This is a genomic window from Kribbella sp. C-35 (genome assembly GCF_046549195.1).
Taxonomy (GTDB): Bacteria; Actinomycetota; Actinomycetes; order Propionibacteriales; family Kribbellaceae; genus Kribbella.
Window position 1 is genome coordinate 179,848 of sequence record NZ_JAJPWG010000001.1, and the last position, 26,982, is coordinate 206,829.

The following is a 26,982-nucleotide window of genomic DNA, read 5'->3' on the forward strand; positions in this document are numbered from 1 at the left end:
GCATTGAAACGTTCAGGTTGCGGGTCAGAGACTACGGGCGACGATGTCGCCGACCGAGGTGGTCGCGCGGATCGTGAGCTCGGCGCCCGCGCCCTCGCTGTTCTTGAGCGCGTTGGTGATGCGGCCGGTGGCGGTGCCGGCGTCCAGCGTGGCCGAGGCTCCGGCGGCGGCGACGATCTCGACCTCGCCGACATCGGTGCGCAGTACGACGGCGCCGCGGACGGCCTCGGCGATCCGGATGTCGCCCTTGCTGGTGCGGATCTCCGCGGGACCGTTGAGGCGGCCGACGGACACGTCACTGGCGGAGCTTGTGATCCGCGCGCTCGCGACGTCCTCGAGGTCGATCGGACCCTGAGCGCTCTCGATGACGACATCGCCGAAGCGTCCGGTCGCCCGGAGGTCGGCGCTGGCCGCCTTCACCTCGGCCTGGGAACCGGCCGGCAGTTGCACTGTCACCGCGACGGCTCCGGACGGTCCGAAGTACTGGTTCTTCGTGACGACCGCGATCCGCAGGACGCCGTCGGCGTACTCGACCGTGGTCTGCTCGGCCGCCTTCACGTCGCGACTCTTCGAGGCGTTCGCGGGGAGCACCTCAACGGCGGTGTCGGCCCGGTCGGCGGCGACGAGCTGGATGCGTCCGGCGGGGATGTCGAGGACTGCGGAGATCGGCTCGGGGGTGCTGAAGTTCGGCATTGTGGTGCCTTCCTGGTGTGTTCGACTGGTTGTTGACACCAAGATCCAGGCCGGCGCTGACACCGAACCGCCGCGGCCCTGACACGGCCACTGACACCCCCACTGACGCGATCGATCAGAGCAGCCGGTCGAGCGCTGCGTGGCCGATCGGGCCCCAGTGGGTCTTCCCGCCCGGCTTGCCCAGTTCCCCGTTGATGCCCATGGCGATCAGGAACAGTGCGCGCGTCAGGGCCCAGCCGCGAGCTCGTCGTACCGACGCCTCGTCCGCCCCGTAGGCGTCGAGGAACCGCTCCGCCTCCGGGAGCAGGATCCAGGCGGCCGCGAGGTCGTTCGCCGGATCGCCGGCACCGATCTCCTCGAAGTCCACGACGCCGGCGAGCGTGCCGTCGGCAACGACCACGTTCGCCGGGTGCAGGTCGCCGTGCAGCCACACCGGCGCCCTGTCCCACTGGGGCGCCGCGAGCGCGTCCTCCCAGACCGCACGGATCTCGTCGGCGCGGCCGACGTACGCCTGCACCTCGTCGAAGCCGGGGCTCGGCGCGAGAGTGCTGCGTTCGCTCACCGGCGCGTCGGCCGGCGGCTCGGTGTGCAGTGCCTTCAGGAAGTCCGCGAGTACGTCGGCAGCGGCCGGATCCGTGATCGGCGCGTGGTCCGCGGGTTCTCCGTGCACCCAGGTGGTGATCAGCCACGTGCGCGGGAAGCTGTCCGACGGTTCACAGAGGTGCACCGGGGTCGGGACGGGCAGCGGGAGTTGGGCGGCGAGGCTGGGCAGCCACTGGTGTTCTCTGCGAAGGGGCTCAGCGAGTTGGTTGAAGCGGGGCATTCTGACGGCCAGGTCGTCGCCCAGGCGCCACATCTGGTTGCCCCAACCGCCGACGATCTCCTTCAGCTCCAAATCAGCCAGGTCGGGGTGCTGCGCTTTCAACAGGGTCCGCACGAGTTCGTCGTCCATTTTCAGATCCACGGCCCGTCAGACGCGTCACATCGGCGGCTGGTTGGGAATAGGTCCAGAGACCGGACAGTTGCCGACAGTTATGCGCATTGATGTGTGGTCCGACGTCGTCTGCCCGTGGTGCTACATCGGGAAGCGGCGGCTCGAAGAGGCGCTCGCCGACAGCGGCGACAGCGCCGAGATCGTCTGGCACAGCTTCCAGCTCGACCCGTCGTCGACGAACGACGACCCGCGGGACCTGCCGACGCGGCTCGGCGAGAAGTACGGTCGCGGCCGCGAGTGGGGTCTGCAGGCGAACGCCCACGTCACCGAAGTGGCGGCCGAGGTCGGGCTCGAGTACCACCTGGACCAGGCGAAGGCGGTCAACACCGTCGACGCGCACCGCATCCTGCACCTGGCCCGCGATCTCGCGGATGCCGGTGAGGTGCCCACAGACACGCAGGGCCGCCTCAAGGAGCGTCTCCTCAAGGCGTACTTCACCGACGGTCTCCCGGTCGGTGACCACGCCACGCTGACCGATCTGGCCACCGAGGTCGGCCTCCCCGCCGAGCGGGTGCGTGAGGTCCTCGCGAGTACGACGTACACCGACGACGTCGCCGCGGATCAGGCACAGGCGCTGGCGTACGGCGCGAACGGCGTACCGTTCTTCGTCATCGACGAGAAGTACGGCGTGAGCGGCGCACAGCCCGTCGACGTCTTCAAGGAGGCCCTGCGCCGGGCGAACGCGGACCGCAAGCCGGTGACGCTCATCACCGCACCGGGCGCGACCACCGACGGTGACGTCGAGTGCGGGCCGGACGGGTGTCCTATCTGATCACCAGGTTCAGCGGTGGGTACCGGAACTCACACGAAACGTGGTGTATTAAGGAGGCATGACTGTCGTGCGCGCACTGGCCAGGCCGTTGCTGTCCATGATCTTCGTCGTGCAGGGCGCGAACTCGATCCGTAACCCCGAGCCGCTGGTGCCCAAGGCCCAGCCGGTGACGGACCGGCTCGTGCCGATGGTGAAGAAGGTCGCGCCGGCCCAGGTCGGCGACCGGATCCCCGAGACCACGGTCAACCTGGTCCGGCTGAACGGAGTCGTGCAGGTGGTCGGCGGGCTCGCGCTGGCGAGCGGCAAGGGCCGGCGCCTCGGAGCCGCCGTGCTGGCGGCCACGCTCCTCCCCGTGACCGTCGCCGGGCACCCCTTCTGGGAGCTGAAGGACAAGGAAGCCCGGAGCGCCCAGCGCATCCAGTTCATGAAGAACCTGGGTCTGCTCGGCGGTCTGCTGCTCGCCGCGGTCGACACCGAGGGCAAGCCGGGCGTCGCCTGGCGCGCCACGCACGGTGCGCGGGCGGCGAAGCGCGAGACCAAGCGCGGCGCGAAGGCGGCCAAGCGGGAGGCGAAGCAGCTGGCCCGCGAGGCGAAGCACGCCGCCCGTCTCGCGAAGGCTGAGCTCAGCTGATCCCGATGCCCTAGGCTCAGGGCGTACAAAACCTGAGCTGAGGAGTGGGATGAGCGAGCAGGGCTGGCCGGCGCCGCGGGTCGATGGAGCGGTGACGGGTACCGTCACAGTGCCTGGATCGAAGTCGATCAGCAACCGTGCGCTCATCCTCGCCGCGATCGCGGACGGCCCGTCGCACCTGACCGGCCTGCTCGCGGCCCGCGACACGGAGCTGATGCGGTCCGCCCTGGTCTCGCTCGGGGTAGGCATCAGTGAGAGCGGTACGACGGTGACCGTCACCCCGGGCTCGCTCAAGGGCCCGGCGAACGTCGACTGCGGTCTGGCCGGCACCGTGATGCGGTTCGTCCCGCCGGTGGCCGCGCTCGCGGACGGCATGGTCGCGTTCGACGGTGACGAGTACGCGCGGGAGCGGCCGATGGGCGTCATCCTGGGCGCTCTGCGGACCCTCGGCGTACAGATCGACGACGGCGGGACCGGCCGGATGCCGTACACCGTCTCCGGCACGGGTTCGGTGCGCGGCGGCAAGGTGACGCTGGACGCGTCCGGGTCGAGCCAGTTCGTGTCCGCCCTGCTGCTGGCCGGCGCGCGGTACGACGAGGGCGTCGACATCCGGCACGACGGGAAGCCGGTGCCGTCGCAGCCGCACCTGGACATGTCGGTGGCGATGCTGCGGGAACGCGGCGTCGTGGTCGACGACGCGGAGCCGAACCGCTGGGTCGTTGCCCCTGGCCCCGTTCGGGCGCTGGACACCGCGATCGAGCCGGACCTGTCGAACGCGGCGCCGTTCCTGGCCGCGGCCGTCATCACCGGCGGTTCTGTCACTGTGACCGGTTGGCCGGCGGAGACCACGCAGCCCGGTGGTCAACTGCCCGAGATCTTCACGCGGTTCGGCGCCGAGGTGACGCGCACCGAGGACGGTTTGACCGTGCGCGGGACCGGACGGGTGCAGGGCTGTGACCTCGACCTGAGCGAGGTCGGCGAACTGTCGCCCGTGATCGCCGCGGTGGCCGCGTTCGCCGACGGACCGTCGTACCTGCGGGGTATCGCGCATCTGCGCAACCACGAGACCGACCGGCTGGCGGCGCTCGAGACCGAGCTCAACGCGCTCGGCGGCGACGTCACGCAGCTCGAGGACGGACTGGCGATCCGGCCGAAGCCCTTGCACGGCGGGCTTTTCCACACGTACGCCGACCACCGGATGGCCCACGCCGCCGCGGTCGTCGGCCTGCTCGTCGACGACCTGCAGATCGAGAACATCGCCACCACGGCGAAAACCCTGCCCGAATTCCCCGCCATGTGGTCGGAGCTCGCCGGCTGATGTCGCGGTACGACGAGGAGGCCAAGTACGACCGTCCGAGGCGTCACACCCGGCCACGGACCAAGGACCGCCCCTCGTACGACGACGCCGCGATCGGGTTCGTCTTCACCCGCGACCGCGGGCGCTATGCCTGCTGGGTCGAGGATCCGGACGGCGGGCGCGAGGTGACCGCGATGAAGGCCCGCCAGCTCGGCCGCACCGGCGTGATCGTCGGCGACCGGGTGAAGCTCGACGGCAACGCCACTGGCGACGAGGGCTCGCTGGCCCGGATCGTCGAGGTTCTCCCTCGGACGACGCTGCTGCGCCGCTCCGCTGATGACGACGACCCGGTCGAGCGGCCCCTGGTCGCGAACGCGGACCAGCTCGTCATCGTCGTCGCAGTCGCGAACCCGGAGCCCCGCACCGGGTTGATCGACCGCTTCCTGGTCGCGGCGTACGACGCCGGCATGCGCCCGCTGCTCTGCCTCACGAAGACCGACCTGGCCGACCCGGACCCGCTGCTCTCGATCTACCGCCCGCTCGGCGTCGAGTCGGTCGCCACACACCAGGGCGGCGATCTGACCGAACTCCGCGAGCAGCTCGACGACCGTACGAGCGTTCTGGTCGGCCACTCCGGTGTCGGCAAGTCCACGCTGGTCAACGGCCTCATCCCGGGCGCGGACCGGGCGATCGGCGTCGTCAACGTGGTGACCGGCCGTGGACGCCATACGTCGACCAACACTCTGGTGCTGCGGCTGCCCGAGGGCGGGTGGATCATCGACACCCCGGGGATCCGCTCCTTCGGCCTGGCCCACGTCGATCCGGAACAGCTGATCAACGCCTTCCCGGATCTCGCCGAGATCGCCGAAACCTGTCCCCGGGGCTGCACCCATACGGCCGACGCCCCCGATTGCGCGCTGGACGACGCCGTGGCCGCGGGACGCGCCGATGCCGCCCGCGTCGACTCGTTCCGCCGGCTGCTGGCCTCCCGCGAAGGCCGGGAGCTGCGCGAGACCGACGAGCCTACTTAGCTCTTCGGGAGTTGCCCTTCCCAGACCGCTTTCGCGCCGGCGTCGCCGGTGCGGATGGTCTGCCAGATGACCAGTACGCCGATCACGACGACGGCGGCCTGCGTCAGCAGCTCGAGCGGTCGGCTCTTCGTTGCCTTGTCACCCTTGATACCGGCGAGCAGCAGGAAGGCGGCGACGGCAACGACCGTGAAGATCAGGCAGTACCAGAACAGCAGGTTGCCGCGCTTCTCGTGCAGTTCAACCGCCTTCGCGAGCGTCGGCACCGCGGCGACGAACGCCTCGCCGCTCTCCTTCGCCACGAACGCGCAGACCACCGTCCCGACGCCGAGCACCAGCGCCGGCCAGCGCAGCAGCCGGCGCCACCGCGGCACCACCGCGAAGGCGATCAAGGTCAGCGCGGCCACGGGCAGCAGCACCACCGTCAGGTGGATCACCAGCACATGCAGCGGCAGGTCCCCGAAGCGCTCGAACATGGACAGCCTCCATGGCAGTCGTGTGACGTGATCAGACACTAATGGCACGTTCAACGACCGCATTCGGTTCAATCCACACCGCAATCGATCCGCAATCGATCCCGGACACCCGGTCCGCTCCGGAGCGGTTCAGGCTAGCCTTCCGGCATGCCTTCGCACACGGATGACCTGCGGCTCGCCCACATCCTGGCCGACGACGCGGACTCGACCACGATGGACCGCTACAAGGCGCTCGACCTGCACGTGGCCACCAAGCCCGACCTCACCCCGGTGAGCGAGTCGGACAAGAAGGTCGAGGACGTGATGCGTAAGACGCTCGCCCGGGCCCGTCCGCGGGACGCGTTCGTGGGCGAGGAGGACGGCACCAGCGGCTGGGGCGTACGGCGCTGGGTGGTCGACCCGATCGACGGCACCAAGAACTACATCCGCGGCGTCCCGGTCTGGGCCACGCTGATCAGCCTGATGATCGAGGACCAGGTCGTCGTCGGCGTGGTCTCCGCCCCCGCACTCGGGAAGCGCTGGTGGGCGTCGTACGGCGACGGCGCCTGGACCGGCCGCGCGCTGCACTCGTCGCAGCCGTGCCGAGTCAGCGACGTGAGCAAGATCGAGGACGCGTCGCTCTCGTACGCCTCGCTCAAGGGCTGGGAGAAGATCGGCAAGAAGAACCAGTGGGCGGACCTGATGGAATCGGTCTGGCGGACCCGCGCGTACGGCGACTTCTGGTCGTACATGCTGGTCGCGGAAGGCGCCGTCGACATCGCGGCCGAGCCCGAGCTCAACCTCTACGACATGGCCGCGCTGGCGATCATCGTCGACGAAGCCGGCGGCATGTTCACCTCCGTCGACGGTGCCCCCGGCCCCAACGGCCCGAACGCCGTCGCCACCAACGGCCGTTTGCACGACGAGGTCCTCAAGCGCCTCGCGTAGCCTCGGCGGGGAGGTTTCGCGACCACGTATGGTGGCCGGTATGCCCTTGACGTACCCCATCGCGGAGCAGACGCTCGACAACGGCCTCCGGGTCGTCGTGAGCTCGGATCGCGCCGTCCCGATCGTCGCCGTCAACCTCTGGTACGACGTCGGGTCGCGCCATGAACCACCGGGGCTGACCGGGTTCGCGCACCTCTTCGAGCACCTGATGTTCCAGGGGTCGCGCAACGTCGCCTCGGGTCAGCACTTCAGCCTGCTGGAGACCGCCGGCGCCAGCCTGAACGCGAGCACGTTCTTCGACCGCACCAACTACTTCGAGTCGCTGCCCAGCGGCGGTCTGGACCTCGCGCTCTGGCTCGAGGCGGACCGGATGGGCTATCTGCTCGACGCGGTCAACCAGGAGAACCTGGACAACCAGCGTGACGTGGTCAAGGAGGAGAAGCGGCAGAGCTACGACAACCGTCCGTACGGCGACTCGTACGAGCGGCTTGTGAAGCTCGCGTTCCCCGAAGGCCACCCGTATGCGCACATGACGATCGGGTCGATGGCCGACCTGGACGCTGCCTCGCTGGAGGACGTGCACGCGTTCTTCCGCAAGTACTACGGCCCCAACAATGCCGTCCTGACGATCGTCGGCGACGTGTCCGAGGAGGACGCGTTCGACGCCGCCAAGCGGTACTTCGGCCATCTGCCCGCGATCCCCACGCCGCCACCGGCGCCGGACGGGACGATCGGCCCGATGACCGGCGTCCAGCGTGACGACGTGGAGTCCGACGTACCGTCCGACCTGATCACGATGATGTTCCGGCTGCCGGTCGACGGGACGCCCGAGCTGGACGCGGCCGGGCTCGCGCTCGACATCCTCGCCGCGGGGCAGAGCGGCCGGCTGAACCGGCGGCTGGTCCGCGACGAGCAGATCGCGCAGTCGGTGTCCGGTGGCGCGCTGCCGCTGATCGGCGGGGTGTCGTTCGGGACGCTGACCGGGATCGCGTCGGACGGTATCGACCTGCAGAAGGTCGAGGACGCGCTGCTCGAGGAGATCGAGAAGCTGGCCGCGGACGGTGTCACCGCGGAAGAGCTCGCCACGGTGCAGGCGCAGGCCGAGCGGGACTGGCTCGAGCAGCTCGCCACGTGCGCGGGTCGTGCCGACGAGATCTCGCATCACGCGTTGCTGTTCGGCGACGCGAACCGGATCAACACCCGCATCGACCAGGTGCAGGCGGTGACCGTCGAGCAGGTGCAGGCGGCCGCGCAGAAGTGGATCCGCGCCGAGGGTCGTGTGCAGGTCACGTACCGCCGTACCGAGACTGCAGGAGAGCAAGAGTGAGCCAGGTTCTGACCACCCCGCCGGCCGTCGGCGCGCCGCGTCCGTGGAAGTTCCCGGAGGCGGTGACCACGCGGACCAGCGTCGGCGCACCGGTGCACGTCTTCGACCGTCCGGGGCAGTACGTCGCCACCGTCCGGGTCACGATCGCGATGCCGCTGATCGCCGAACCGCGGGAGCTCGAAGGCGTCGCGACGATCATGTCGCGCACGCTCGACGAGGGCACCGAACTGCATTCCGCCAACGAGTTCGCCGCCGCGCTGGAACGGCACGGAGCGGCGTACGGCGTCGACGTCAGCTCGGACGCGCTGCACGTGGAGATCTCGGTGCCGGTGTCGCATCTCGCGCCGGCGGTCGAGCTGCTGGCCGAGGCGATCACGCGGCCCGCGTTCAACCAGGCCGATGTCGGGCGGCACGTGACGATCCGGCTCGGCGAGATCAACCAGGAGCGGGCCAACGCCGGGTACCGGGCGCGGGAAGCGTTCGCGGCGCATCTGTTCGACGCGTCGACGCGTCGGTCGCGGCCGACCGCGGGCCGGCCGGACACGATCCGTCCGCTGACTCATACCGAGGTCGCTGAGTTCTACCGGAACAACATCGGCCCCGAGCGGGCCGAGATCCTGTTCGCCGGCGACGCGACCGGTGTGGATGTCGCCGGCATCATCGACGCGGCCTTCAGCAACTGGACGTCGTCCGCCGGTACGGCGCTGGAGACGCCGGAGCCGATCTACCTGCCGGGCAACCGGGTCGTGCTCGTCGACCGGCCGGGCTCGGTGCAGAGCCAACTGCTGATCGGGTGCGCCGGTCCGGACCGGCGGGACCCGGCGTGGGGTGCGGCCGCGGTCGCGAACCACGTGGTCGGCGGGACGATCACCTCCCGGGTCGACACCGTGCTGCGCGAGGAGAAGGGGTACACGTACGGGACGCGGACCAGCTTCGCGGCTCCCCGCAAGGGCGGGACCTTCAGCCTCGGCGGCGCCGTACGGACCGAGGTCACCGGCGCCGCGATCAGTGACGCGCTGCGGATCCTGCGAGAGGCCCGCGACGGCCTCACCGAGCAGGAGGTGCAGGAGGCGAAGGACAGCCTGATCCGCACCGCACCACTGCGCTACGAGCAGGCCGACTCCGTGGCCCAGCAGGTCGGCAGCAACATCGCGAACGGCGTACCGATCGACTTTGCCGACACGTACCTGACCAACATCGCCGCCACCACAGCCGCCGAGGCGACCGACGCCTACCGCCGGTACGTCGGCACCGACGGCCTGCTCGTGGTCGTGGTCGGAGAAGCCAAGGACGTCCGCCCTCAGCTCGAACCCCTGGACCTCGGCGACCTCACCGAACTCAGCTGATCTACCCGGGCTGATCAGGTCCGCTGCCCCGGGCACGGTCGGGGCAGCGGATCCGCCCGGTCAGCTGCTGATGTAGTTGGAGAGCTGCTCGGTCTCGAACTCGAGTTCGCCGATCCGGGACTTGACCACGTCGCCGATGCTGACCAGGCCGGCAAGGTTGCCGTCGACAACAACCGGGACGTGCCGGATCCGGCGGTCGGTCATCAGCCGCATCAGGTTGTCGATCAGGTCGTCCGGCGTACAGGTGTGTACCTCGGACGTCATGATCGCGCTCACCCGGACCTGGCCCGCGTCCGGCGTACCGTTCCAGAGCCGGACGATGTCGCGCTCGGAGACGATGCCGTCCACCGACGCTCCGTCCGCGCTGACCACGACCGCACCGATGTTGCGTTCGGCCAGCAGCGAGAGCAGTTCGGTGACAGTGGCTTCTGGGGAGATGGTGACGACCTGGTTGCCCTTACCGCGCAGTACGTCATTGATCTTCACGGAGCCTCCTGCAAGTTCGAAGGACCAATACCCCAAGGTACCGGCATTCCCCCGGTCACCCCCAGTGACAACGACGGACAACCGTCCACCTCGCGACCACACGCCCGCGGCGTTTAGCTGTTTGAACGCTCAAGTTGGCGCTCGGGGGTGGTTCTCCGGGCGTTCGCTACTTAGGGTGATCGCAGAGCGTGTGCGCGGAGGGGTGCACATGGTCGGTCGGAGGGTACCGATCGTGGGGGCGGTGAAGAGGGGGGATCGCCCGCACGGTCGGCACTCTCAGCGGTCGTCCTTCAGGACGTCGATGGCGGACTGGCGGTCCTTGACCCGGAGTTTGCGCAGTACGGACGAGATGTGGACGCGGACCGTCGTTGGGGACAGGAACAAGCGTTTGGCGACTTCCTCGGTCGTGAGACCTTCGCCGAGCAGCCCCATCACCTCCCACTCGCGCGACGTCAGCAGGGCCGCCTTCGTCCGGCGGACCGTACGCCGGCGCCCCGGTTCCCGGAACTCGTCGAGGATGCGCGCGACCAGCGACCGCGGGATCGCCGCTTCACCCGACAGCACGCCGCGCAACGCCGCGGGCAACCGGCCGGGATCGGTGTCCTTCAGCAGATAACCGGAGGCCCCCGCGCGGAGCGAGTCGAACAGGTCGTTGTCGTCGCGCGACACGGTGAGCATCACGATCGCGATCTCCGGCAGCAGCCGCGACAGCTCCGCGGCCGCCCGGATCCCGCCGCCGGGCATGTGGATGTCGAGCAGTACGACGTCCGGCCGGTGTTCCTCGGCGTACCGGACGGCCTGCGGCCCGTTCCCCGCCTCGGCGCAGACCTCGAAACCGCCCGCCTCCAGGGCCTGCCGGATGTGCGCCCGGAGCTGCGGGTGGTCGTCCGCGATCACCACCCGGCTCGGTTCCGCGTTCACCACCTGACCACCACCGTCGTCCCCTCGTCCGGCCGCGAGGTGAGCTCGAAGGTCCCGGGCAGCGTCTCCGCACGCTCCCGCATGCTGACCAACCCGAACCCGGTCCGCGATTCCCCCGGGTCGAACCCGGACCCGTCGTCGGAGATCCGCAGCCTGCTCCCCTCGCCGTCACGGACCAGCTCGACCCTGACCCGATCCACCTTGCCATGCCGGACTGCGTTCAGGACGGCTTCCCGGGCGATTCGGACAAGCGAGTGCCGCTGCGCGCGGTCGACCACGATCGACTCGTCGAGCTCGAGATCCAGCGTCACGCCGTACCGCTTCGCCAATTGCTCGACCGCCCGGTGCAGCACGAGACCGAGGGGCTCGTCGTCCGACCGCCCCAGGGCCTCCAGCAGCTGCCGCGCCTCGTCCAGCGCGCGGTCGCTGGCGCCGAGGATCCGGTCGACCCGAGGGCGATCGTCGTCGGTGAAGGCCGAGATCTCGGAGCGGATGTAGCCGAGCTCCTGCAGTACGCCGTCGTGCATCTCGCGAGCGAGCCGTCGCCGGTCCTCGACCACCGCGGCCTCCGCCTGCAGCGCCCAGTGCCGGCTGATCTCGCGGCCCGCAGCGACGAGCAGCAGGAGGTACGACGCGGTGCGCAGCACGGTGCCGGAGTAGAGCCAGTTCTCGCGCGCCGGTGGAAAGACCAGGTAGTTCAGCCGCGCGAACGCACCGACCGCGCAGGCGGGACCGAGCCAACGCAGCAGTACGTCGTCCCGGCTGCGGGCCTGCATCGTGAACCCGACCGCAGCCACCGCGAAGCAGGTGAGCGTTACGAGCGCCGGGACCAGGGGTGCATCCGTGGTGGAGAACGCCGGCAGCGAACCCTTCCGCCAGTACAGGATCGCGCCGATCACGAGCATCACCGCGATGACCGGCGCCAACGCCCAGTGCCGCCAGCCGCGCCGACGTGCCTGGCGGTCCGGGACGAGGGCCGCTCCGGCGATCAGCAGCGTGCCGACGATCCGCAGCGCCGGCGGCAGCCAGTTGCCGAATGCGCCGACCGGCTCGTTCTTGGCGAGCGTGACGCTCACCAGCGCGTTCGCCGTACCGAGAACCACCAGTCCCTGCAGCAGCAGAAGATCCTGCCAGGTGTTCGTACGCCGGAATCGTCCGTAGACCAGGTACGCGAGCAGCAGCGCGACGCACGCGTTCACCGTCTCGAGCACGAGGTACGCCGCCGGGCTCTGGTACCCGAACTCGCGCTCCCACCGCCCCACCGCGACCGCCGCCGCAGCCATCCCGGCAACGAGCAAAGCTAGTGCCACGCTTCCCCGTGCCGCCCAAAAACCGCTCAGACGCCCCCTCACAACTACCGACCGTACGCCGATCCCCCACGCACAGAAACTCTCCGCCCGCCCACCGAACAGCGCCGGTTGTGGAATGCTCTGGGCCTATGGTCGTGGTGGAGCCGACCCGGGTCGTCCGGTACGACGCTCGGAGCTGTCTCGGGATCCGAGTGGTGACGCCGTTCCGCGGCATGCTGGGGAAGCGGAACGAGCTGCTGGACGAGCTCATCGCCTGGGTAGCCGCTGCGGGCATCGACGACGCCGGCCCGTTCTTTCTCCGATTGCACGTGATCGACATGAGCGGGCCGATGGATCTGGAGGTCGGCGTCATGACACCGACCGCCCTGCCCGGCGACCAGCGGGTGCGGCCCAGCACGCTGCCCGCCGGACAATACGCGACGCTGACGTACCGCAATCATTCGCTCCGGGCGAACCGCGCGCTGCTCGACTGGGTTGCCGACGAAGGGCTGACCCTCGACCGGCACGAGATCGCGGCCGGCGACGTCTTCGGCTGTCGATACGAGGCCTATCGCACCGATCCCCGCACCGAGCCCCGCAAGACGAAATGGGAGGTCGAGCTGAGTATGCGGCTGGCAGACAGGCCGGATATTCCTCCGCGTGAGACCCGCGGGAGACCGTAGGATCGGCTGGTTCGTCGGGCGGTGAGGGGGATGCGGTGACTTGGCGGCAGGACCTCGCCGTACTGCGGCATCGAGATGTCCGCGTCTTCGTCTCCGCTCGGTTCATCTCGATCCTCGGCTCGGCGATCGCGCCGGTCGCGTTGGTGTTCGCCGTACTGGACGTGTCGCATTCGGCCAGTGCGGTCGGGACGGTGCTGGCGGCACGGAGCATCCCGAACATCGTGTTTCTGCTGATCGGCGGCGTGATCGCCGACCGGCTGCCCCGGCACCTGGTGCTGGTCGCGGCCAACACGATCAGCGGACTCACCCAAGGGCTGGCCGCGACGCTCGTCCTCACCGGGCACGCGACAATCTGGCAGCTCGCGGCGATCGAAGCGGTGAACGGGGTGGCGGCCGCGTTCGTGATGCCCGCGATGACCGGGATCCTGCCGTCGATCGTGGACCGCGCCGAACTCCCCCAGGCCAATGCGATCGCCGGGTTCGCGCGCTCGGCGGCGATGATCGGCGGCGGCGCGGTCGCGGGTGTGATCGTCGGGCTGACCGGCCCGGGGGTCGGGCTCGCGGTGGACGGCGTCACGTTCCTGATCGGTGCGCTGTTGATGTCCCGCCTGACGATCCCGCGGATCGAGCGGGTGGCGAGCTCGGTGCTGACCGACCTGCGGGAGGGCTGGACGGAGTTCGCGTCCCGGCAGTGGGTCTGGGTGATCGTGCTCGCGTTCGCGCTGCTCAACCTGATCTACACGGCCTGCTACCAGGTCCTCGGCCCGGTGATCGCGGACCGCACGTTCGGCCGGGCCGGCTGGGGATTGGTCAGTGCCTGCTTCGGCGCCGGACTCATCACGAGCGGCCTCATCATGCTCCGCCTCAAACCAAGCCGCCCGCTCCGCACCGGGATGCTCGGCATGCTGCTCACGGTCCCGGTGATGTTGTGCCTGGCCCTGCTGCCCGAGCTCTGGGCGATGGCGATCGCGGCGTTCCTCCTCGGGGTCGGTTTCGACATCTTCGGAATCAGCTGGGAGACCGCACTCGGCCAGCACGTCCCCATCGACAAGCTGTCGCGCGTGTCGTCGTACGACATGCTCGGCTCCTTCATCGCCGGCCCCGTCGGCCAGCTCACCGTCGGGTACGTCGCCGTTGCGATCAGCGCCAAAGCCGTCGAACTGTACGGCGCCGCACTGTTCGTCCTGATCACGCTCATCACGCTTGTGGTCCCGTCGGTGTGGAACCTCCGCCGCCTGGACGCCTGACCTTTGGCGGTCGACCTTTGGTGGGTGGGCGTCCGAGATGCTGGGTTTGTGCATCGGATCTCGGTCGCGAACCCTGAATCTCGGACGCCCACCCACCAAATGCGTAGGGTGGGCGTGTGAGCTCAATCGTTCCGGGACCTCAGAAGAAGATCGGCGAGGAGATCGACGCGGCTCGCTCCGGCGCCAAGCCGCTCGATCCCAGCGCGCTCAACGCGTCGGCGCCCCGTCAGGAGCAGCTGACCGGTCTCGAGGACTGGCCGGAGTCACTGCGCACCACGATCGAGGCGGAGCACGCACGCGTCGCCGCACTGGACTCGAACCGCCGCAGGACGGCTGACAAGGCCGTACCCGAGCTTGTCCACTGCCTCGACACACTCCTGGACGAGATCGCTGACCGCCTCCAGTCCGACAAGCCCCGCCTGTTCGGCAAGTCAACCCCTGCCGCAGAGCCGTCAGCCGAAGTCGCGGAACTCCTGGGCATCCCAGCCGACGAACTCGACCAGCCATCAGGCCGCGGCGAACACCGCACGGCGCTCCGCACCATCAAACAGCTCCGCGGCCAATTGAAGGAGCTGGAAACAACCCCCGACCACTCCCGCCTGACCCGCCTGGCAACCTTCATCATCCGCCTGGCCGTAGTAACAGAAGCCGCCCCGGGGTACGCCGCCACTCTGGCCCCGCTGGCCCTCTCCCGCTTCACCCAGGGCGTCCCAGACTTCCAATGGGAAACCCCCTTCCCCGAAAAACTAAAGTTCTGGCACCAAACCCACACCACCCTCACCACCCACTGACGCGGCCCCGCCCGCCCCACCCACCGCCGAGTCGTGGCATTCGGCGAGCCCCCAAGACCACGAGTCGTGGATACGGGTCCCGTTTCCCAACCAATCCCCACGACTCAGCAACCTATGCGACAGCCTCCTCGGCCGGAGCGGCACCGGTCTCCGCCGTCGCCCCGTACCCGCCCCGTACCCGCCGCGCACCCGCCCTCGCCTTGGCCTGCCACCGGCGACCCGCCACGACCCCACCGCCCTTCGCCCCCTCGCCGGCCTGGCTTGTCGACACACGGACCGGCACAAGAACGGATATCCCTCCGTCTTGGGGGTTCTCTGCTGGTGTGCCAGGGGAGAACCCCCAACACGAGGGGATATCCAATCCCGTGCCCAGCCGAGCAACCAAGCGGCGGAAGACGTTCACCACCCAGCACGATCCGCGCACGCCGGGCGAAGCCGGCCAACAGAACAGCCGCCGCGAAGCGGTGTCCGTTTGCGGCGGCTGTTGTGCTTGTGGATCAGCCCTTGATGGCGCCGCCCAGTGCGAAGGCGCCGCCTAGTTTGCGGCTGAGGAGGAGGTAGAGGAGGAGTACGGGGGTGGTGTAGATGAGGGAGTACGCCGCCAGCTGCCCGTAGTTCGGTTCGCCGTACTGGCCGAAGAACGTGAAGATGCTGACCGACGCCGGCAACCGCTCCGGGGACAGCAGCAGCATGAACGGGACGAAGAAGTTCCCCCACATGCCGATGAAGGTGAAGATCAGCACGACCGCGATCCCCGGCCACATCAACGGCAGCACGATCGCCCGCAGCGCGCGCATGTTCCCGGCGCCGTCGACCCAGGCCGCTTCCTCGAGCGAGATCGGTACGCCGTCCATGAACGTCTTCGTCAGCCAGATCGCAAAGGGCAACGCCGAAGTCGCCATGAACATGATCGTGCCGCCGAGCGTGTCGACCAGGTTCAGCTGCACGAACAACCCGTACACCGGCACCATCACCGCGGTGATCGGCAGCCCGGTGCAGAACAGCACGGTGAGCAGGAACGGCCGGTTGAACCGCGTCCGGAATCGCGACAACGGGTACGCCGCCAGCACCGCACACACTATCGTCAGCAACGCGGCCCCGCCGCACAGCACGATGCCGTTCAGCACCGGCCGGTACGTCGTGTCGGTGTTCAGCACCGCCTTGAAGTTCCCGAGCGTCGGATGCGTCGGGAACTCGACCCGCAGCCCCGCGGTCCGGTTGATCGACGCGAACAACACCCACAGCAGCGGAAGCACGAACAGTACGCCGATGGCCAGCAGCACCAGGTTCGATGCGAGCTTGCTCATCTTGTCGCGGGCGATCACGCTGCCTCCGAGTTCAGTCCACGCAGGTAGATCAGCGAGAAGACCGCGCCGATCGCCAGCATCACCAGGGCGATCGCGGTGCCGTAGCCGATCTGGGAGAAGCTGAACGCCTGCTCGTACATGTACAGCGGCAACGTCTGGCTCTTGGTTCCCGGGCCGCCGCGGGTCATCGCGAAGATCAGGCCGAACACGCTCAGCGTCTGCAGCGTGATCAGCATCAGGTTGGTCATGATCGCGCGGGTGATCATCGGCAGCGTCACGAACAGCAGCCGCCGCCAGCCGCCCGCGCCGTCCATCTCGGCGGATTCCTCGATCTCCTTGGGAATCTCGCTCAGGGCGGCCGAGTACACCAGCATCGAGAACGCCGTACCGCGCCAGATGTTGGCCAGCGAGACCGCGATGATCGGTGCCGCGTACAACCAGTCCTGACCGGGCAGGCCGACCGCGTGCAGCATCACGTTCAGCGTGCCGTCGTCGTTGAAGAACGCGCTCAGCAGGTACGCGGCAACCACCTCGGGCAGCACCCACGCGCCGATCACCGCCGTACCGACGAAGTTCCGGACGACCTTCGTGGACCTGCGCATCAGCAGCGCCAGGCCGAGGCCGAGCGTGTTCTGGCCGATGATCGCGGAGATCAGCGTGAACACCAGCGTCAGCCAGATCGCGTTCGTGAACGCACCGCTGGAGAACGCCTTGCGGAAGTTGTCCAGCCCGACGAACTTCACGTTCGCCGCGCCGGTGCCGGTGAGCGCCATGTTCGTGAACGCGGCGTACACGCAGTAGAGGATCGGGCCGGCCAGGAAGACCAGCATCAGTCCGATGGCCGGCGACAGCGGCAGCATCCGGACCAGCTTGGCGGCCCTCGGCTTCCCGCTCCCTCCGGACGTCTTGCCGGAGGGCGCGGGAGTGGAGGCCGTGGGGGCGACAGTCGTCGTCACAGGCAAGGTTCCTTCGTCAGTTCGGCTACTGGCCCGAAGTCGTCTTGTCCTTGCCGACGATGCCTTCGACTGCCTCGTCGTAGTTCTTCGCCGCCTTGTCCGGAGGCGACTGCCCGGTCATCACGGCCTCCATCGCGGTGATGATCTCGTTCGACACCTTCGGGTACTCCGCGAACGCCGGGCGGTACACGGTCACCGACACCAGGTCGGTGAAGAACTGCGTGCTCTTGGCCGAGTTCTTGTACGTGGCGTCGGCCGCGACGTCCTTGCGGACCGCGATCTGCGCGCCGTCGGTGGCGTACTTGGTCGCGTTCTTCTGGGTCTGCAGGGTCTTGATCAGGTTCCAGGCCGCGTCCGGGTTCTTGGACTTGGCCGGGATCGCCCAGGTCCAGCCGCCGGAAAGGCTGACCTTTCCCTTGCCGCTGCCGTCCTGGGTCGGCATCGCGGTCTGGCCGAGCACCGTGCTCCACTGCGGCCACGGCTTCGCACCGGTCTTCTGCCAGTTGCCGTAGATCCACGAGCCGTCGAGGTCGATCGCCAGCTTGCCGCCGGGGAGCAACTCGGTGCCGACCTTGCTGCCCATGTTCGGGTCGAGCGCCTGCTTCGGCGACGGCGCGAGGCCCTCGCTGTAGATGGTCTTGATGAAGTTCAGCGAGTCCTTGAAGCCCTGGCTGCCGACGACCCACTTCTGCTGGTCGTTGTTGTACAGCGTGTCCTTCGTGCCGTAGAGCAGCATCTCGAAGCCCTGCATCGCGGACGCCTCACCCATCGGCTTGCCCGAGTACACGTTCAGCGGGATGACACCGGGGAGCTTCTGCTTGATCGTCCGGGCCGCGCTGAGCACGTCGTCCCAGGTCTTCGGCTGCCAGTCCTCCGGCAGGCCGGCCTTCGCGAACAGCTGCTTGTTGTACCAGAGCGCGCGGGTGTCGGTGCCGTCCGGGACGCCGTACGTCTTGCCGTCGAGCGCCTTCGCCGCGCCCTTGGCGGTGTCCTCGAACTGACTCCACTGGTCCCACTTGTTGATGTAGTCGTCGAGCGGCTTCAGGTACCCCGCGGTGATGTCGGAGTTGATCAGGAAGGTGTCCTCGTAGACCACGTCCGGTGCGGTGTTGGGCGACCGCATCATCAGCTGCAGCTTGGTGTAGTAGTCGTTCTCCGAGGCAACGATCGGCAGGATCTCGACCGTCGAGCCGGGGTTCGCGGCTTCGTACTCGGCCTTCACGCCGGTGAGGAAGTTCTTCATCACGACGCCCGGGCCCCACTGCTGGTACGCGATCTTGATGTGCGCGGGACCGGAGCTCTGCGAGCTGCCGGCGTCCGGCTGCTTGGTCGTCGACCCCTGGCTGCAGGCCGTGACCGCCAGCAGCAGCGCGCTGGCCACGGCGGCTACTTTGAAACGTTTCCTAGACATCATTCAGGTCCACCTTCGGGCAATCGTTGTCATGCCGGTACTACGACCCAAGCCTGCGGGCTTTCCCGCGACCGTAGGAGCCTCTATCGGCGGAAGTCAATGCTTGACAGACAACGTTGTCGCGGCAGGTACGCGGTAACGCGGTGACCGGAACGTAACGATCCGGTCACCGCGTTGTCATACCCCCACTTTGTCAGGCGGCGACGGCGGACGCCTCGTGACGAGCCGGTACGGCGCGTCCCCGCAAGCGCAGTGCGCCGAGCCCGCAGAGCACCACTCCCGCGAGTAACCAGCACGCGAGTACGACGAGTGGCCGGGCAGCGCCGGCGCCGTCGAAGAAGCTCACCGAGCGCAACGCCGTACCGGCTGCTCCGGGCGGCAGGAGCTGACCCAGCGTGCCCCACCCGCTCGGCAGCATCTCGGGCGCACTCGTCATCCCGGAGAGCGGGTTTCCGAGCAGCATCATCGTCGCGCCGCCTAGCGCGAGTCCCGCCGTACCGAGCAGCCACTCGAGGCCGAGCAGGGTGAGACTGATCGCCCCGATCGACATCGCGATCACGCCCGCGTTGCCCAGGTAGCTGCCCTCGAACGAGCCGAGCCAGTACTGCAGTACGGCGGCCAGCGCGAGCCCGCCGGTGATCGCGAACGTGACCGCGCCGATCATCCGCTTCGCACCGGATCGCACCAGCTGGGTGAGCGCAGCCGCGGCAATGATCCCGCCGAGCACGAGCGGCAAGGCGCCGGCAGCGAGACCCGCACCGCGCGGATCGTCCTTCGGCAGCGGCACGATGTCCGTCACCTTCGCCGGGTTCTCAGGGGACATCCGGGCGGACAACTGCGTCAGGATCTGCGCGATGGCCGGCCCGCCCGCGGAGGCGGTCAGTACTTCGGGCTGCGCCGCGTCCAGCACGATCGCGCCGTACGCGTCCCGGTCCTCGATCCGCTGCACGGCCGCCTGCCGATCCAGTACGGCGGTGATCTCGAAGCCACCGGGCATCGCCTGCTCGAGCGCGGCCTCGATCTGGGCGACCGCCGGCGTCGGGCCGGACACCGCGAGCGGGACGTTCCGCGGTTCGGAGCGCGCGGACGGCCACGCGAAGGCGATCAGGAACACCGTGAGGACCGCGGTCAGCAGCGTGATGACGGCGATCAGCGGTGGCCGGCGACGTTCGGCCGCGTGCGCCTCAGTGGTCATGGTGGTACTCCCTCGGGCAGTAAACCGAATGATCGTTCTTTATAAGGACGAGCCTGGCAACGGCTCGGCGACTTGTCAAGAACGGACATTCGTTTTATGTTGCGAGAGTGCCCAAGGTCACCGAGGAACACCGCCTGGCCCGCCGCGCGCAGATCGTCGCGGCGGCCCGCACCTGTGTGCTCGAGGAGGGCTTCCACAAAACCACGATGGCGGACGTGATCCGTGTGTCCGGGCTGTCCGCCGGCGCCGTCTACGGGTACTTCAAGAGCAAGGAAGAGATCGTCGCCGCGATCGCCGAGGACGCGCTCAGCACCGTGGACGAGGTCTTCCAGAAGATCCTCGCCACCGAGGAGCCGCTGACTCCCCTGCTGGCTCTGGAAACCGCGCTCGATCACGTGGTCGCGGTCGCGGAACGGCCCGAAGGCGATGTCACCCGGGTCGCCGTCCAGGCCTGGGCCGAGGCGTTGCGCAACCCGGCGATCATGACCACCGCCTGCGGCAAGTACACGCAGCTGCGCGACCGGTTCGAGGACGTCGCCCGCCGTGCCCAGGCCGACGGCACGATCGACGCCGACGTCGATCCCCGCCACGTCGCCCAGGTCCTGTTCGGCCTGATCCCGGGCTTCGTCCTCCAGCGGCTCATCATCGGCGACGTCACCCGCGCCACCTACACCGCCGGCCTCCGGGCGCTGTTCCGCCCCTAGGTGGTGGGGTTTTACCCACCCCGTACGGTGGTTCAGCACCATGGGTTCGTACGCCGCTGCTCCGTAGCGTCGGCGGCATGAAGAAACGGACGCAGGAAGCAGTCGACGGGACCGGGTACTCGGTCGTCCTGCAGGAGGTACGACGGGTCTACGGCCGTGGCGGGAACGCCGTCACCGCCCTCGACGGGATCTCGATGAAGTTCGCCCCCGGCACCTTCACCGCGGTGATGGGTCCGTCCGGATCGGGCAAGAGCACCTTTCTGCACTGTGCCGCGGGGCTCGACCGGCCGACGTCCGGCAGCGTCTCCATCGACGGCCAGCCGCTCGCCGGACTGAGCGAGCGCAGGCTGACCGAGCTCCGGCGGGAGCGGATCGGCTTCGTGTTCCAGTCCTTCAACCTGCTGCCCGCGTTGACCGTCTGGCAGAACGTCTGCCTGCCGCAGGAACTCGACGGGCGCCGCGTGAACAAGGCCGCCGTACGCCAGGTGCTGGAGCGGGTGGGTCTCGCCGACAGGGCCAAGCATCGCCCCGGCGAACTGTCCGGCGGCCAGCAGCAGCGGGTCGCGATCGCCCGCGCGCTCGTCGCGCGGCCGGCCGTGATCTTCGCCGACGAGCCGACCGGCGCGCTCGACACCCAGACCGCTGCCGACGTCCTCGAACTTCTGCGCGAGCCGGTGCGGACCCAGGGCCAGACGGTCGTCATGGTCACCCACGACCCGGTCGCCGCGTCGTACGCCGACCAGGTGGTCTTCCTCGCCGACGGCGCGCTCGCCGGCAGCCTGACCGCCCCGACCGCCGAAGCGGTCGCCGACCGGATGACCCACCTCGGCGCGCGCTCGGCCCTGCAGGCGGTGGCGGGATGATGCGCCTCGCCCTCCGCACCTTGCGCCATCGCAAGAGCGGATTCATCGCCACGTTCATCGCGGTCGTCTTCGGTACGGCGATCGTCATGGCCTGCGGCGGCCTGATGGAAACCGGCATCCGCTCCAACGTGGAGCCCGAACGCCTGGCCGCGACCTCACTGGTCGTGACCGGTAACCAGTCACACCACCGCCCCGGCGTCGAGGACCCCACCCCGCTGACGGAACGCGTCGGCGTACCGGTTGAGCTGTTGGCCAAGATCCGTTCTGTACAAGGCGTTTCGTCCGCCGTCGGCGACTACACCTTCACCGCCGTCGGACACGATGTTGCTGAGGGCCACAACTGGTCGAGTGCCGCCCTCGCCCCCTATCAGCTCAGTTCCGGGCACGCACCACGTTCCGGTCAGGTCGTCGTCTCGTCCGGGAAGGTCGGCGAGCGCCTCACGCTCCTGATCAACGGTGAGCCGAAGACCTTCACGATCAGCGGACTCGCCCCGACCGCATCCAGCCACGCCTTCTTCTCCGACCACGACGCAGCGCAATTCGTCAGCAACCCGGCCCGCTTCGCCGACGTCGGGGTACAAGTTGCTCCTGGCACCGACCTCGACGCCGTCAAGGACCGGTTGGAAGAAGTCGACGGGAACCTGGCTGTCCGCGCCGGTGTCGACCGCGGCCTCGCGGAACACCCCGACGCCGAATCACACCGTACGGCGTTGATCGCGATCGCCGGCTCGTTCGGCGGGATCGCGACGATGACGATGATGTTCGTGGTCGCGTCCACGCTGGCGCTCGCGGCGCAGCACCGGGAACGTGAGTTCGCCCTGCTCCGCGGGATCGGCACGACGCCCGGTCAGGTACGGCGGATGATCCTCGGCGAGGCGCTCATGGTCTCGCTGCCGGCTGTCGCACTCGGATGCCTGCCGGGGATCTTCCTCGGCCGGTTCCTCTTCGATCAGCTCAGTTCGCACGGCGTCGCCTCGCCGGTGATCGAGTTCTCGCAGGGGTGGATCCCGTTCGCGGCCGGAGCCGGCGCGGCGGTCCTCGCGGCGATCGGCGCGGGACTGATCGCGGCGCGGAAGTCGGCGAAGATCAAGCCGGTCGAGGCGCTGGTCGAAGCGTCGTTGCAGCGGAAGTGGTTCAGCTGGATCCGGTTGCTGTTCGGGCTGCTGTTCCTCGGTGGCGGGATGGCGTTGCTGATCGTCACGGCGACGGTGATGTCCGGGCCGCTCGCCGCCTCGACCGCGGGTCCGTCCATCCTCTGCTGGGCGATCGGTGTCGCGGTTCTCGGGCCGTTCTGGACCAAGGCGGTGCTGGGGATCTGGCGTTGGCCGGTTCAGGCGCTGACCCGCGTGAACGGCCGGCTAGCGATCCGCAACCTGTCGGCGCGTTCGGTGGCGCTGTCGGCCGCGGCGATGCCGGTGATGCTTGCCGTCGGCATCTCGACCGCCAACTTGTACATGCAGACCACGCAGGTGCACGCATCCTCGGAGGCGTTCACGCGGGATCTGCGTGCGGACGCCGTACTGGTGTCGGATGCCGGTCTCTCGCCGACGGTTCTCTCGCAGGTTCGGGAGGTGCCTGGCGTGACGAGTGCTTCGGCCTTCGTACGCAGCATGGCCGCGGTCGATGAGCCTCGTAACGCTCCGTTCGATGAGGAGGGCGCGCCGGTGATCGGCGTGGATGCGCAGGGCGCGAACGGTACGGCGCCGGTTCGGTTGACGAGCGGATCGCTCGCCGGCCTCACCGGGTCGACCGCGGCGGTTCCGGAGTACATGGCGACCAAGACCGGTCGTGGCGTCGGGTCCGAGATCACGATGACGTTGGGCGACGGGACCACGGTGAAGCTGCGGGTGGTCGCGACGTTTGCGGCTGAGCGCGGGTACGAGACGATCATCCTGCCTGCGTCGCTGGTCGCGGCGCACACGACGGACGGGTTGACCAAGCAGATCTTGGTACGAGCCGCACCGGGTGCCGACGTACGGCCGGATTTGGCCAAGCTCGCTGCCGCCCACCCGGGCGTCCAGGTCGCGGACCGCAGCACGCTGGTCGCCTCGAACGTCGAGGACCTGCAGACACAGGCGTGGATCAACTACATGCTCGTCGGCATGTTGATCGCCTACACCGGGGTCTCGGTCGTCAACACCCTCGTGTCCACCACACTGCGCCGCCGTCGCGAGTTCGCCCTCCAACGACTGACCGGCTCGACCCGCTTCCAGGTGCTCCGCATGCTGACCACCGAAAGCACCCTGGTCACGCTCACCGGCGTCACCCTAGGCACCGCCGTCGCCCTGGCCTGCCTGCTCCCCTTCTCCGCGAAGGTCTCCAACGACGCCCTCCCGACAGGCCCGATCTGGATCTACCTCGTAGTCGTAGGCGCCGCAGCTCTCCTGACCTTCGCCTCAACCCTCATCCCGGCAACCACCGCCCTCCGCCACTCCCCCACCCAACCGACCTACTCGGACTGAGTTCGTGCGGCTTTCCGGAAGATTCTTGCCACCCAACGCAAACTTTCTTCCGGAAAGCCGTCCTCGTGATGGGATGGACGGATGAGGTGGTCGGCCGAGAAGTCTCCGAACGCGGTCGCTGACGCCCTGCGAGCGGTTGCTCCGGAGTTGAGCGGGCACGAGATCGTCGTCCGGGAGACACTGAACGAGGAAGATCCGCAGTGGTGGGCCGCCAGCGCGATGGTCGGGGAGCAGTACGTCGCGAAGTTCGCGTGGTCGCGATCCGCAGCGCTCCGGGTTGCGCACGAGATCGACGTGCTGGCGGCACTTGCGAACGAGCCTGGCGTCCCGTTCCTCCCGGAGGTGGTTGCCAGCAGCACCGATCCGGTGCTGCTCGTGACCAAGCGCGTTCCTGGTACGGCGTTGTTCGACATCATCGACTCGATCGACCGGGATCACGCCGGCCGGCAGCTCGCGCTCTTTCTGGCCGGCCTGCACCACCCGGCGACCTTCGAGCGGGTCGACCGGGTCATCGGCGGCCTTCAGCCCGTACTGCTGCCGCCCGCGACCACGCAGACGATCCGCGCCGGCTTCGGGCGGTGGGTCCGCCCGGATCAGGTCGAGTCGGTGATGCGTTGGTGCGACTGGGCCGACGACGTCCTCGCCTCGCCGGCACCGGCTGTACTGGCGCACGGCGACTTCCACGGCGGCAACCAGGTCTGGCAGGGCGATGAACTCCGCGTGGTGATCGACTTCGAAACAGTCGGCACGGCCGACCCCGAGTACGACCTCCGCGCTTTCCCGGGGACCGGGCCGGGCGTCGAACTCATGCAGGCGACCATCCATCACTACCAACAGATCTCCGGCCGCCGCCTGTCTCCCGAGCGGGTCATGGCCTGGCACCTGCGCACCACGCTCGGCGACGCCCTGTGGCGGAGCGAAGCCGGCGTACCGCTCCCGGATCATCGAACCCCAACAGCCTGGGTCGACGACCTGACCGCTCGCTTCAAGTCAGTCTTTGACAGCCCGACAGGTCAGTAGGAGCGGCAGAAGGTCGCCTGGTAGGTGCCAGAAACCGTTGGAGTCCTGGATCATTTCCGGGCTTCGCCGGCGTAGGTCTACTGGGAGCTCGTCGAGGCGTTCCACTCGCAGACCGGCTCCGGCCAGCGCGTTGACGAGGCCGCTGACCGTCCACGGCCAGGTGCTTTGTACGTGCTCCTGCAGCTCCTGGCCGGTGTAGCTGGTTCGGACCGTGCGATCGGCGGCGCCTTCCCGGAAGTACGACGTACGCACCCGGAGTTCCCCGTCGACCATCGATTGCAGCGGGTGGAACTCCGCGAGGAACACCACGCCGCCCGGTCGCAGCATCCGCGCCACCACCCGGGCGAACCTATCGAGGTCCGGTAGCCACACCAGGACGCCGTACGTCGCCACCACCACGTCGTACGACGCGGGCTCCAGTACGTCGGCCACGTCGTACACGTCCGCCTGCACGAACTGTGCGGGCAGCCCGACCTCGGCGGCCAACGCTTGCGCGGCGCCAACCGCCTCGCCGGAGAAGTCCACGCCGGTGACGTCGGCGCCCAATCGCGCCCACGACAACGTGTCCAACCCGAAGTGACACATCAGGTGCAGCAGCCGCTTCCCGCGCACGTTCCCCAACGCCTCGACCTCGAACACCCGCAGCGAACTACGCCCCGCCCGAAACCCGTCGACGTCGTAGAACCCCGACGACACATGCGCAACAGCCCGCAAGTCCCACGCATCCCGATTCCGCTCGACCCGCTCCCGGTCTCCCATGGGGTGACAGTAGGTCGCGGACCGCCAGGTGTGCGCGGGGTTTGCGCTATCGGGCAGGCGTGGGTTCGGCGACTGGCTGGAGGGCGATGGTGGTGGCCTGGACGATGCCGGCGTTGTCGCGGATCCAACCGGACAGCACGACCTGCAAATCCTCGAGGTCGCGCTCCTCCAGGATCACCCCGGGCACCGGGACGCTCGCGCCGAGCTCGGCCAGCACCGGACGGATGTGCTGATCGGCCAGCAACTTGTGGCTCGGCGCCGCCGACACCGTCACCGGCACGACCACGGAACCCGCCAACGCGGAAGGTCGCAGTACGTCGAGGAAGCTCTTGAGCAACCCGGTGTAGCTGCCCTTGTAGACCGGAGTCGCGACGACGATCACCGACGCCGACGACACCAGATCGATCGCGCTCTCAAGCGCCGCCTGCGCCTCGACTCCGGCCTGCTCACCCTGGAAGATGGCCGGGGCGATCGTCACCAGATCGATCAGTTCGTCGATCCGGTACGGCGTACCGAGCTCAGAGGCAAGCAGCTCCGCGACGGACGCCGCAGCGGCCGCTGTCCGCGAACCGGCCCGCGGATTGCCCACCAGCGTGACCACCGACTGCGGCCAGACCGGCGGCTCTTGCGCACCCTGGGGCACGACCTGCGACTCGAACGCGACTGACGGCATCTGACCCATCTCCTGAAACCTCGACGGCAACTCCCTCGAGCGTAGTCAAAGTCGAGCCGCTTACTGGACTTTCTCAGAATCCGAACGCCGGGCCCGGATCTGCACCACGACGAACCACCCGACCGCGCCCACCGCGGCGGCGATCACGAGCTTCTGGAACACCCCGACCGACGACTCCACCAGATGCCACCGCTCGCCGAGCTGGTAGCCGGCCAGGATCAGCACCGAGTTCCACACCAGGCTCCCGACGGCCGTCAGCGGGAGGAACAGCGCGACCGGCATCCGCTCGACCCCGGCCGGCACCGAGATCAGGCTGCGTACCACCGGGACCAGCCGCCCGATCAGTACTGCCTTCGCACCGTGCCGTTCGAACCAGCCCTCGGCCTTGTCGACGTCCCGCAGCTTCACCAGTGGCAGCTTCCCGGCGAGCGCCCGCGTCCGGTCCCGCCCGAGCACCGCGCCCACGCCGTACAACGCGAGCGCACCCACGATCGACCCGAGCGTGGTGAACACGATCGCGGCAACCAGCCCGAAGTCACCGCGCGCCGCCGCGAACCCGGCCAGCGGCAGGATCACCTCACTCGGCAATGGCGGAAACAGATTCTCCAGCGCCACCGCAAGCCCTGCCCCCGCCGGCCCCAACCGCTCCATCAGATCGATCGCCCACCCAGCCACCCCACCCGTCGGCTCCTGCACCGCACCCAGCAACACCTGATTCGTCATA

27 protein-coding genes are annotated in these 26,982 nt (G+C 68.7%); 14 read left to right on the forward strand and 13 right to left on the reverse strand.

All coding sequences use genetic code 11. The features are described from left to right. Positions 1–24: 24 nt before the first annotated feature. Positions 25–693 carry a DUF4097 family beta strand repeat-containing protein gene (locus tag ACLJOO_RS00910; RefSeq protein WP_410784821.1) on the reverse strand — a complete coding sequence of 223 codons (669 nt, stop codon included), beginning with the start codon at positions 691–693 and terminating at the stop codon, positions 25–27. Between the two features lie 115 nt (positions 694–808). Then, positions 809–1,645, reverse strand: coding sequence for an aminoglycoside phosphotransferase family protein (locus ACLJOO_RS00915; RefSeq protein WP_410784822.1), 837 nt, complete (start codon positions 1,643–1,645; stop codon positions 809–811). Between the two features lie 82 nt (positions 1,646–1,727). On the opposite strand from ACLJOO_RS00915, the gene ACLJOO_RS00920 reads away from it, so the two are divergent. From ACLJOO_RS00920 to rsgA, 4 genes are read left to right on the forward strand one after another with little or no spacing between them, the layout of a single operon-like run. Then, positions 1,728–2,459 (forward strand): DsbA family protein, encoded by a 732-nt coding sequence (locus tag ACLJOO_RS00920; protein ID WP_410784823.1) that lies wholly within the window; start codon positions 1,728–1,730, stop codon positions 2,457–2,459. A 58-nt stretch (positions 2,460–2,517) separates the two neighbouring features. Continuing rightward, positions 2,518–3,090, forward strand: a complete 573-nt coding sequence (locus ACLJOO_RS00925) for a DoxX family protein (protein ID WP_410784824.1) — start codon at positions 2,518–2,520, stop codon at positions 3,088–3,090. 49 nt (positions 3,091–3,139) lie between these two features. Beyond that, a complete protein-coding gene (aroA, locus tag ACLJOO_RS00930) occupies positions 3,140–4,408 on the forward strand; it encodes a 3-phosphoshikimate 1-carboxyvinyltransferase (protein WP_410784825.1) in 1,269 nt (422 codons plus the stop codon). Next, positions 4,408–5,418, forward strand: a complete 1,011-nt coding sequence (gene rsgA, locus ACLJOO_RS00935) for a ribosome small subunit-dependent GTPase A (protein ID WP_410784826.1) — start codon at positions 4,408–4,410, stop codon at positions 5,416–5,418. Before aroA ends, rsgA begins: the two co-directional genes overlap by 1 nt. Here rsgA and ACLJOO_RS00940 read toward each other — a convergent pair. Beyond that, a complete protein-coding gene (locus ACLJOO_RS00940; RefSeq protein WP_410784827.1) occupies positions 5,415–5,891 on the reverse strand; it encodes a DUF2231 domain-containing protein in 477 nt (158 codons plus the stop codon). The genes rsgA and ACLJOO_RS00940 overlap by 4 nt on opposite strands. A 147-nt stretch (positions 5,892–6,038) precedes the next feature. On the opposite strand from ACLJOO_RS00940, the gene hisN reads away from it, so the two are divergent. From hisN to ACLJOO_RS00955, 3 genes are read left to right on the forward strand one after another with little or no spacing between them, the layout of a single operon-like run. Continuing rightward, positions 6,039–6,818 carry a histidinol-phosphatase gene (gene hisN, locus ACLJOO_RS00945; protein WP_410784828.1) on the forward strand — a complete coding sequence of 260 codons (780 nt, stop codon included), beginning with the start codon at positions 6,039–6,041 and terminating at the stop codon, positions 6,816–6,818. Between the two features lie 40 nt (positions 6,819–6,858). Beyond that, positions 6,859–8,145 (forward strand): M16 family metallopeptidase, encoded by a 1,287-nt coding sequence (locus ACLJOO_RS00950; RefSeq protein ID WP_410784829.1) that lies wholly within the window; start codon positions 6,859–6,861, stop codon positions 8,143–8,145. Beyond that, positions 8,142–9,491, forward strand: a complete 1,350-nt coding sequence (locus tag ACLJOO_RS00955) for a M16 family metallopeptidase (protein ID WP_410784830.1) — start codon at positions 8,142–8,144, stop codon at positions 9,489–9,491. The genes ACLJOO_RS00950 and ACLJOO_RS00955 overlap by 4 nt, the downstream gene beginning before the upstream one ends. Positions 9,492–9,551: 60 nt before the next feature. Here ACLJOO_RS00955 and ACLJOO_RS00960 read toward each other — a convergent pair whose 3' ends face one another. From ACLJOO_RS00960 to ACLJOO_RS00970, 3 genes are all read right to left on the reverse strand, one after another. Next, complete coding sequence (locus ACLJOO_RS00960) at positions 9,552–9,977, reverse strand: CBS domain-containing protein (protein WP_410784831.1); 426 nt, start codon at positions 9,975–9,977, stop codon at positions 9,552–9,554. A gap of 276 nt (positions 9,978–10,253) precedes the next feature. Beyond that, the gene (locus ACLJOO_RS00965) at positions 10,254–10,901 is read right to left on the reverse strand and encodes a response regulator (protein ID WP_410784832.1); all 648 of its coding nucleotides are present in this window, start codon (positions 10,899–10,901) and stop codon (positions 10,254–10,256) included. Then, complete coding sequence (locus ACLJOO_RS00970; protein ID WP_410784833.1) at positions 10,895–12,208, reverse strand: sensor histidine kinase; 1,314 nt, start codon at positions 12,206–12,208, stop codon at positions 10,895–10,897. The genes ACLJOO_RS00965 and ACLJOO_RS00970 overlap by 7 nt, the downstream gene beginning before the upstream one ends. Positions 12,209–12,336: 128 nt before the next feature. Between ACLJOO_RS00970 and ACLJOO_RS00975 the strand changes: the two genes are divergently transcribed. The 3 genes from ACLJOO_RS00975 (at position 12,337) to ACLJOO_RS00985 (ending at position 14,908) form a co-directional block, all read left to right on the forward strand. Then, a complete protein-coding gene (locus ACLJOO_RS00975; protein ID WP_410784834.1) occupies positions 12,337–12,870 on the forward strand; it encodes a hypothetical protein in 534 nt (177 codons plus the stop codon). Positions 12,871–12,905: 35 nt separating this feature from the next. Then, entirely contained in the window at positions 12,906–14,117 is a 1,212-nt protein-coding gene (locus ACLJOO_RS00980; protein ID WP_410784835.1) for an MFS transporter, read from the forward strand. Positions 14,118–14,233: 116 nt separating this feature from the next. Then, on the forward strand, positions 14,234–14,908 hold the full coding sequence (locus tag ACLJOO_RS00985; RefSeq protein WP_410784836.1) for a hypothetical protein: 675 nt from the start codon (positions 14,234–14,236) through the stop codon (positions 14,906–14,908). Positions 14,909–15,405: 497 nt separating this feature from the next. On the opposite strand, the gene ACLJOO_RS00990 is transcribed toward ACLJOO_RS00985, so the two are convergent. The 4 genes from ACLJOO_RS00990 to ACLJOO_RS01005 all read right to left on the reverse strand — a co-directional run bounded on the left by ACLJOO_RS00990 (position 15,406) and on the right by ACLJOO_RS01005 (position 19,777). Beyond that, entirely contained in the window at positions 15,406–16,233 is an 828-nt protein-coding gene (locus tag ACLJOO_RS00990) for a carbohydrate ABC transporter permease (RefSeq protein ID WP_410784837.1), read from the reverse strand. Next, positions 16,230–17,171 carry a carbohydrate ABC transporter permease gene (locus ACLJOO_RS00995; RefSeq protein WP_410784838.1) on the reverse strand — a complete coding sequence of 314 codons (942 nt, stop codon included), beginning with the start codon at positions 17,169–17,171 and terminating at the stop codon, positions 16,230–16,232. Before ACLJOO_RS00995 ends, ACLJOO_RS00990 begins: the two co-directional genes overlap by 4 nt. 25 nt (positions 17,172–17,196) lie before the next feature. Next, a complete protein-coding gene (locus ACLJOO_RS01000) occupies positions 17,197–18,552 on the reverse strand; it encodes an extracellular solute-binding protein (RefSeq protein WP_410784839.1) in 1,356 nt (451 codons plus the stop codon). Positions 18,553–18,775: 223 nt separating this feature from the next. Beyond that, positions 18,776–19,777 carry a hypothetical protein gene (locus ACLJOO_RS01005; protein ID WP_410784840.1) on the reverse strand — a complete coding sequence of 334 codons (1,002 nt, stop codon included), beginning with the start codon at positions 19,775–19,777 and terminating at the stop codon, positions 18,776–18,778. Positions 19,778–19,884: 107 nt separating this feature from the next. On the opposite strand from ACLJOO_RS01005, the gene ACLJOO_RS01010 reads away from it, so the two are divergent. The 4 genes from ACLJOO_RS01010 (at position 19,885) to ACLJOO_RS01025 (ending at position 24,826) form a co-directional block, all read left to right on the forward strand. Continuing rightward, positions 19,885–20,481, forward strand: a complete 597-nt coding sequence (locus ACLJOO_RS01010; RefSeq protein WP_410784841.1) for a TetR/AcrR family transcriptional regulator — start codon at positions 19,885–19,887, stop codon at positions 20,479–20,481. 77 nt (positions 20,482–20,558) lie between these two features. Continuing rightward, the gene (locus ACLJOO_RS01015; protein ID WP_410784842.1) at positions 20,559–21,344 is read left to right on the forward strand and encodes an ABC transporter ATP-binding protein; all 786 of its coding nucleotides are present in this window, start codon (positions 20,559–20,561) and stop codon (positions 21,342–21,344) included. Beyond that, positions 21,341–23,806: an ABC transporter permease gene (locus ACLJOO_RS01020; protein ID WP_410784843.1), complete on the forward strand. Its 2,466-nt coding sequence runs from the start codon at positions 21,341–21,343 to the stop codon at positions 23,804–23,806. The genes ACLJOO_RS01015 and ACLJOO_RS01020 overlap by 4 nt, the downstream gene beginning before the upstream one ends. 81 nt (positions 23,807–23,887) lie before the next feature. Next, a complete protein-coding gene (locus tag ACLJOO_RS01025) occupies positions 23,888–24,826 on the forward strand; it encodes a phosphotransferase family protein (RefSeq protein WP_410784844.1) in 939 nt (312 codons plus the stop codon). Here ACLJOO_RS01025 and ACLJOO_RS01030 read toward each other — a convergent pair. The 3 genes from ACLJOO_RS01030 to ACLJOO_RS01040 are packed head-to-tail and all read right to left on the reverse strand — an operon-like array spanning position 24,797 to position 26,981. Then, positions 24,797–25,585 (reverse strand): class I SAM-dependent methyltransferase, encoded by a 789-nt coding sequence (locus ACLJOO_RS01030; protein ID WP_410784845.1) that lies wholly within the window; start codon positions 25,583–25,585, stop codon positions 24,797–24,799. The genes ACLJOO_RS01025 and ACLJOO_RS01030 overlap by 30 nt on opposite strands. Before the next feature lie 46 nt (positions 25,586–25,631). Continuing rightward, positions 25,632–26,258: an NADPH-dependent FMN reductase gene (locus ACLJOO_RS01035; RefSeq protein ID WP_410784846.1), complete on the reverse strand. Its 627-nt coding sequence runs from the start codon at positions 26,256–26,258 to the stop codon at positions 25,632–25,634. Between the two features lie 60 nt (positions 26,259–26,318). After that, complete coding sequence (locus tag ACLJOO_RS01040) at positions 26,319–26,981, reverse strand: DedA family protein (RefSeq protein WP_410784847.1); 663 nt, start codon at positions 26,979–26,981, stop codon at positions 26,319–26,321. Between the last annotated feature and the right edge of the window lies 1 nt (position 26,982).

Excerpts from the sequence above, each read along its gene's own strand:
- ACLJOO_RS00910 (WP_410784821.1), bottom strand. The coding sequence starts at position 693 with ATGCCGAACTTCAGCACCCCCGAGCCGATCTCCGCAGTCCTCGACATC.
- ACLJOO_RS00915 (WP_410784822.1), bottom strand. The coding sequence starts at position 1,645 with ATGGACGACGAACTCGTGCGGACCCTGTTGAAAGCGCAGCACCCCGAC.
- ACLJOO_RS00920 (WP_410784823.1), top strand. The coding sequence starts at position 1,728 with ATGCGCATTGATGTGTGGTCCGACGTCGTCTGCCCGTGGTGCTACATC.
- ACLJOO_RS00925 (WP_410784824.1), top strand. The coding sequence starts at position 2,518 with ATGACTGTCGTGCGCGCACTGGCCAGGCCGTTGCTGTCCATGATCTTC.
- aroA (WP_410784825.1), top strand. The coding sequence starts at position 3,140 with ATGAGCGAGCAGGGCTGGCCGGCGCCGCGGGTCGATGGAGCGGTGACG.
- rsgA (WP_410784826.1), top strand. The coding sequence starts at position 4,408 with ATGTCGCGGTACGACGAGGAGGCCAAGTACGACCGTCCGAGGCGTCAC.
- ACLJOO_RS00940 (WP_410784827.1), bottom strand. The coding sequence starts at position 5,891 with ATGTTCGAGCGCTTCGGGGACCTGCCGCTGCATGTGCTGGTGATCCAC.
- hisN (WP_410784828.1), top strand. The coding sequence starts at position 6,039 with ATGCCTTCGCACACGGATGACCTGCGGCTCGCCCACATCCTGGCCGAC.
- ACLJOO_RS00950 (WP_410784829.1), top strand. The coding sequence starts at position 6,859 with ATGCCCTTGACGTACCCCATCGCGGAGCAGACGCTCGACAACGGCCTC.
- ACLJOO_RS00975 (WP_410784834.1), top strand. The coding sequence starts at position 12,337 with ATGGTCGTGGTGGAGCCGACCCGGGTCGTCCGGTACGACGCTCGGAGC.
- ACLJOO_RS01005 (WP_410784840.1), bottom strand. The coding sequence starts at position 19,777 with ATGACCACTGAGGCGCACGCGGCCGAACGTCGCCGGCCACCGCTGATC.
- ACLJOO_RS01015 (WP_410784842.1), top strand. The coding sequence starts at position 20,559 with ATGAAGAAACGGACGCAGGAAGCAGTCGACGGGACCGGGTACTCGGTC.
- ACLJOO_RS01020 (WP_410784843.1), top strand. The coding sequence starts at position 21,341 with ATGATGCGCCTCGCCCTCCGCACCTTGCGCCATCGCAAGAGCGGATTC.
- ACLJOO_RS01025 (WP_410784844.1), top strand. The coding sequence starts at position 23,888 with ATGAGGTGGTCGGCCGAGAAGTCTCCGAACGCGGTCGCTGACGCCCTG.
- ACLJOO_RS01030 (WP_410784845.1), bottom strand. The coding sequence starts at position 25,585 with ATGGGAGACCGGGAGCGGGTCGAGCGGAATCGGGATGCGTGGGACTTG.
- ACLJOO_RS01035 (WP_410784846.1), bottom strand. The coding sequence starts at position 26,258 with ATGCCGTCAGTCGCGTTCGAGTCGCAGGTCGTGCCCCAGGGTGCGCAA.
- ACLJOO_RS01040 (WP_410784847.1), bottom strand. The coding sequence starts at position 26,981 with ATGACGAATCAGGTGTTGCTGGGTGCGGTGCAGGAGCCGACGGGTGGG.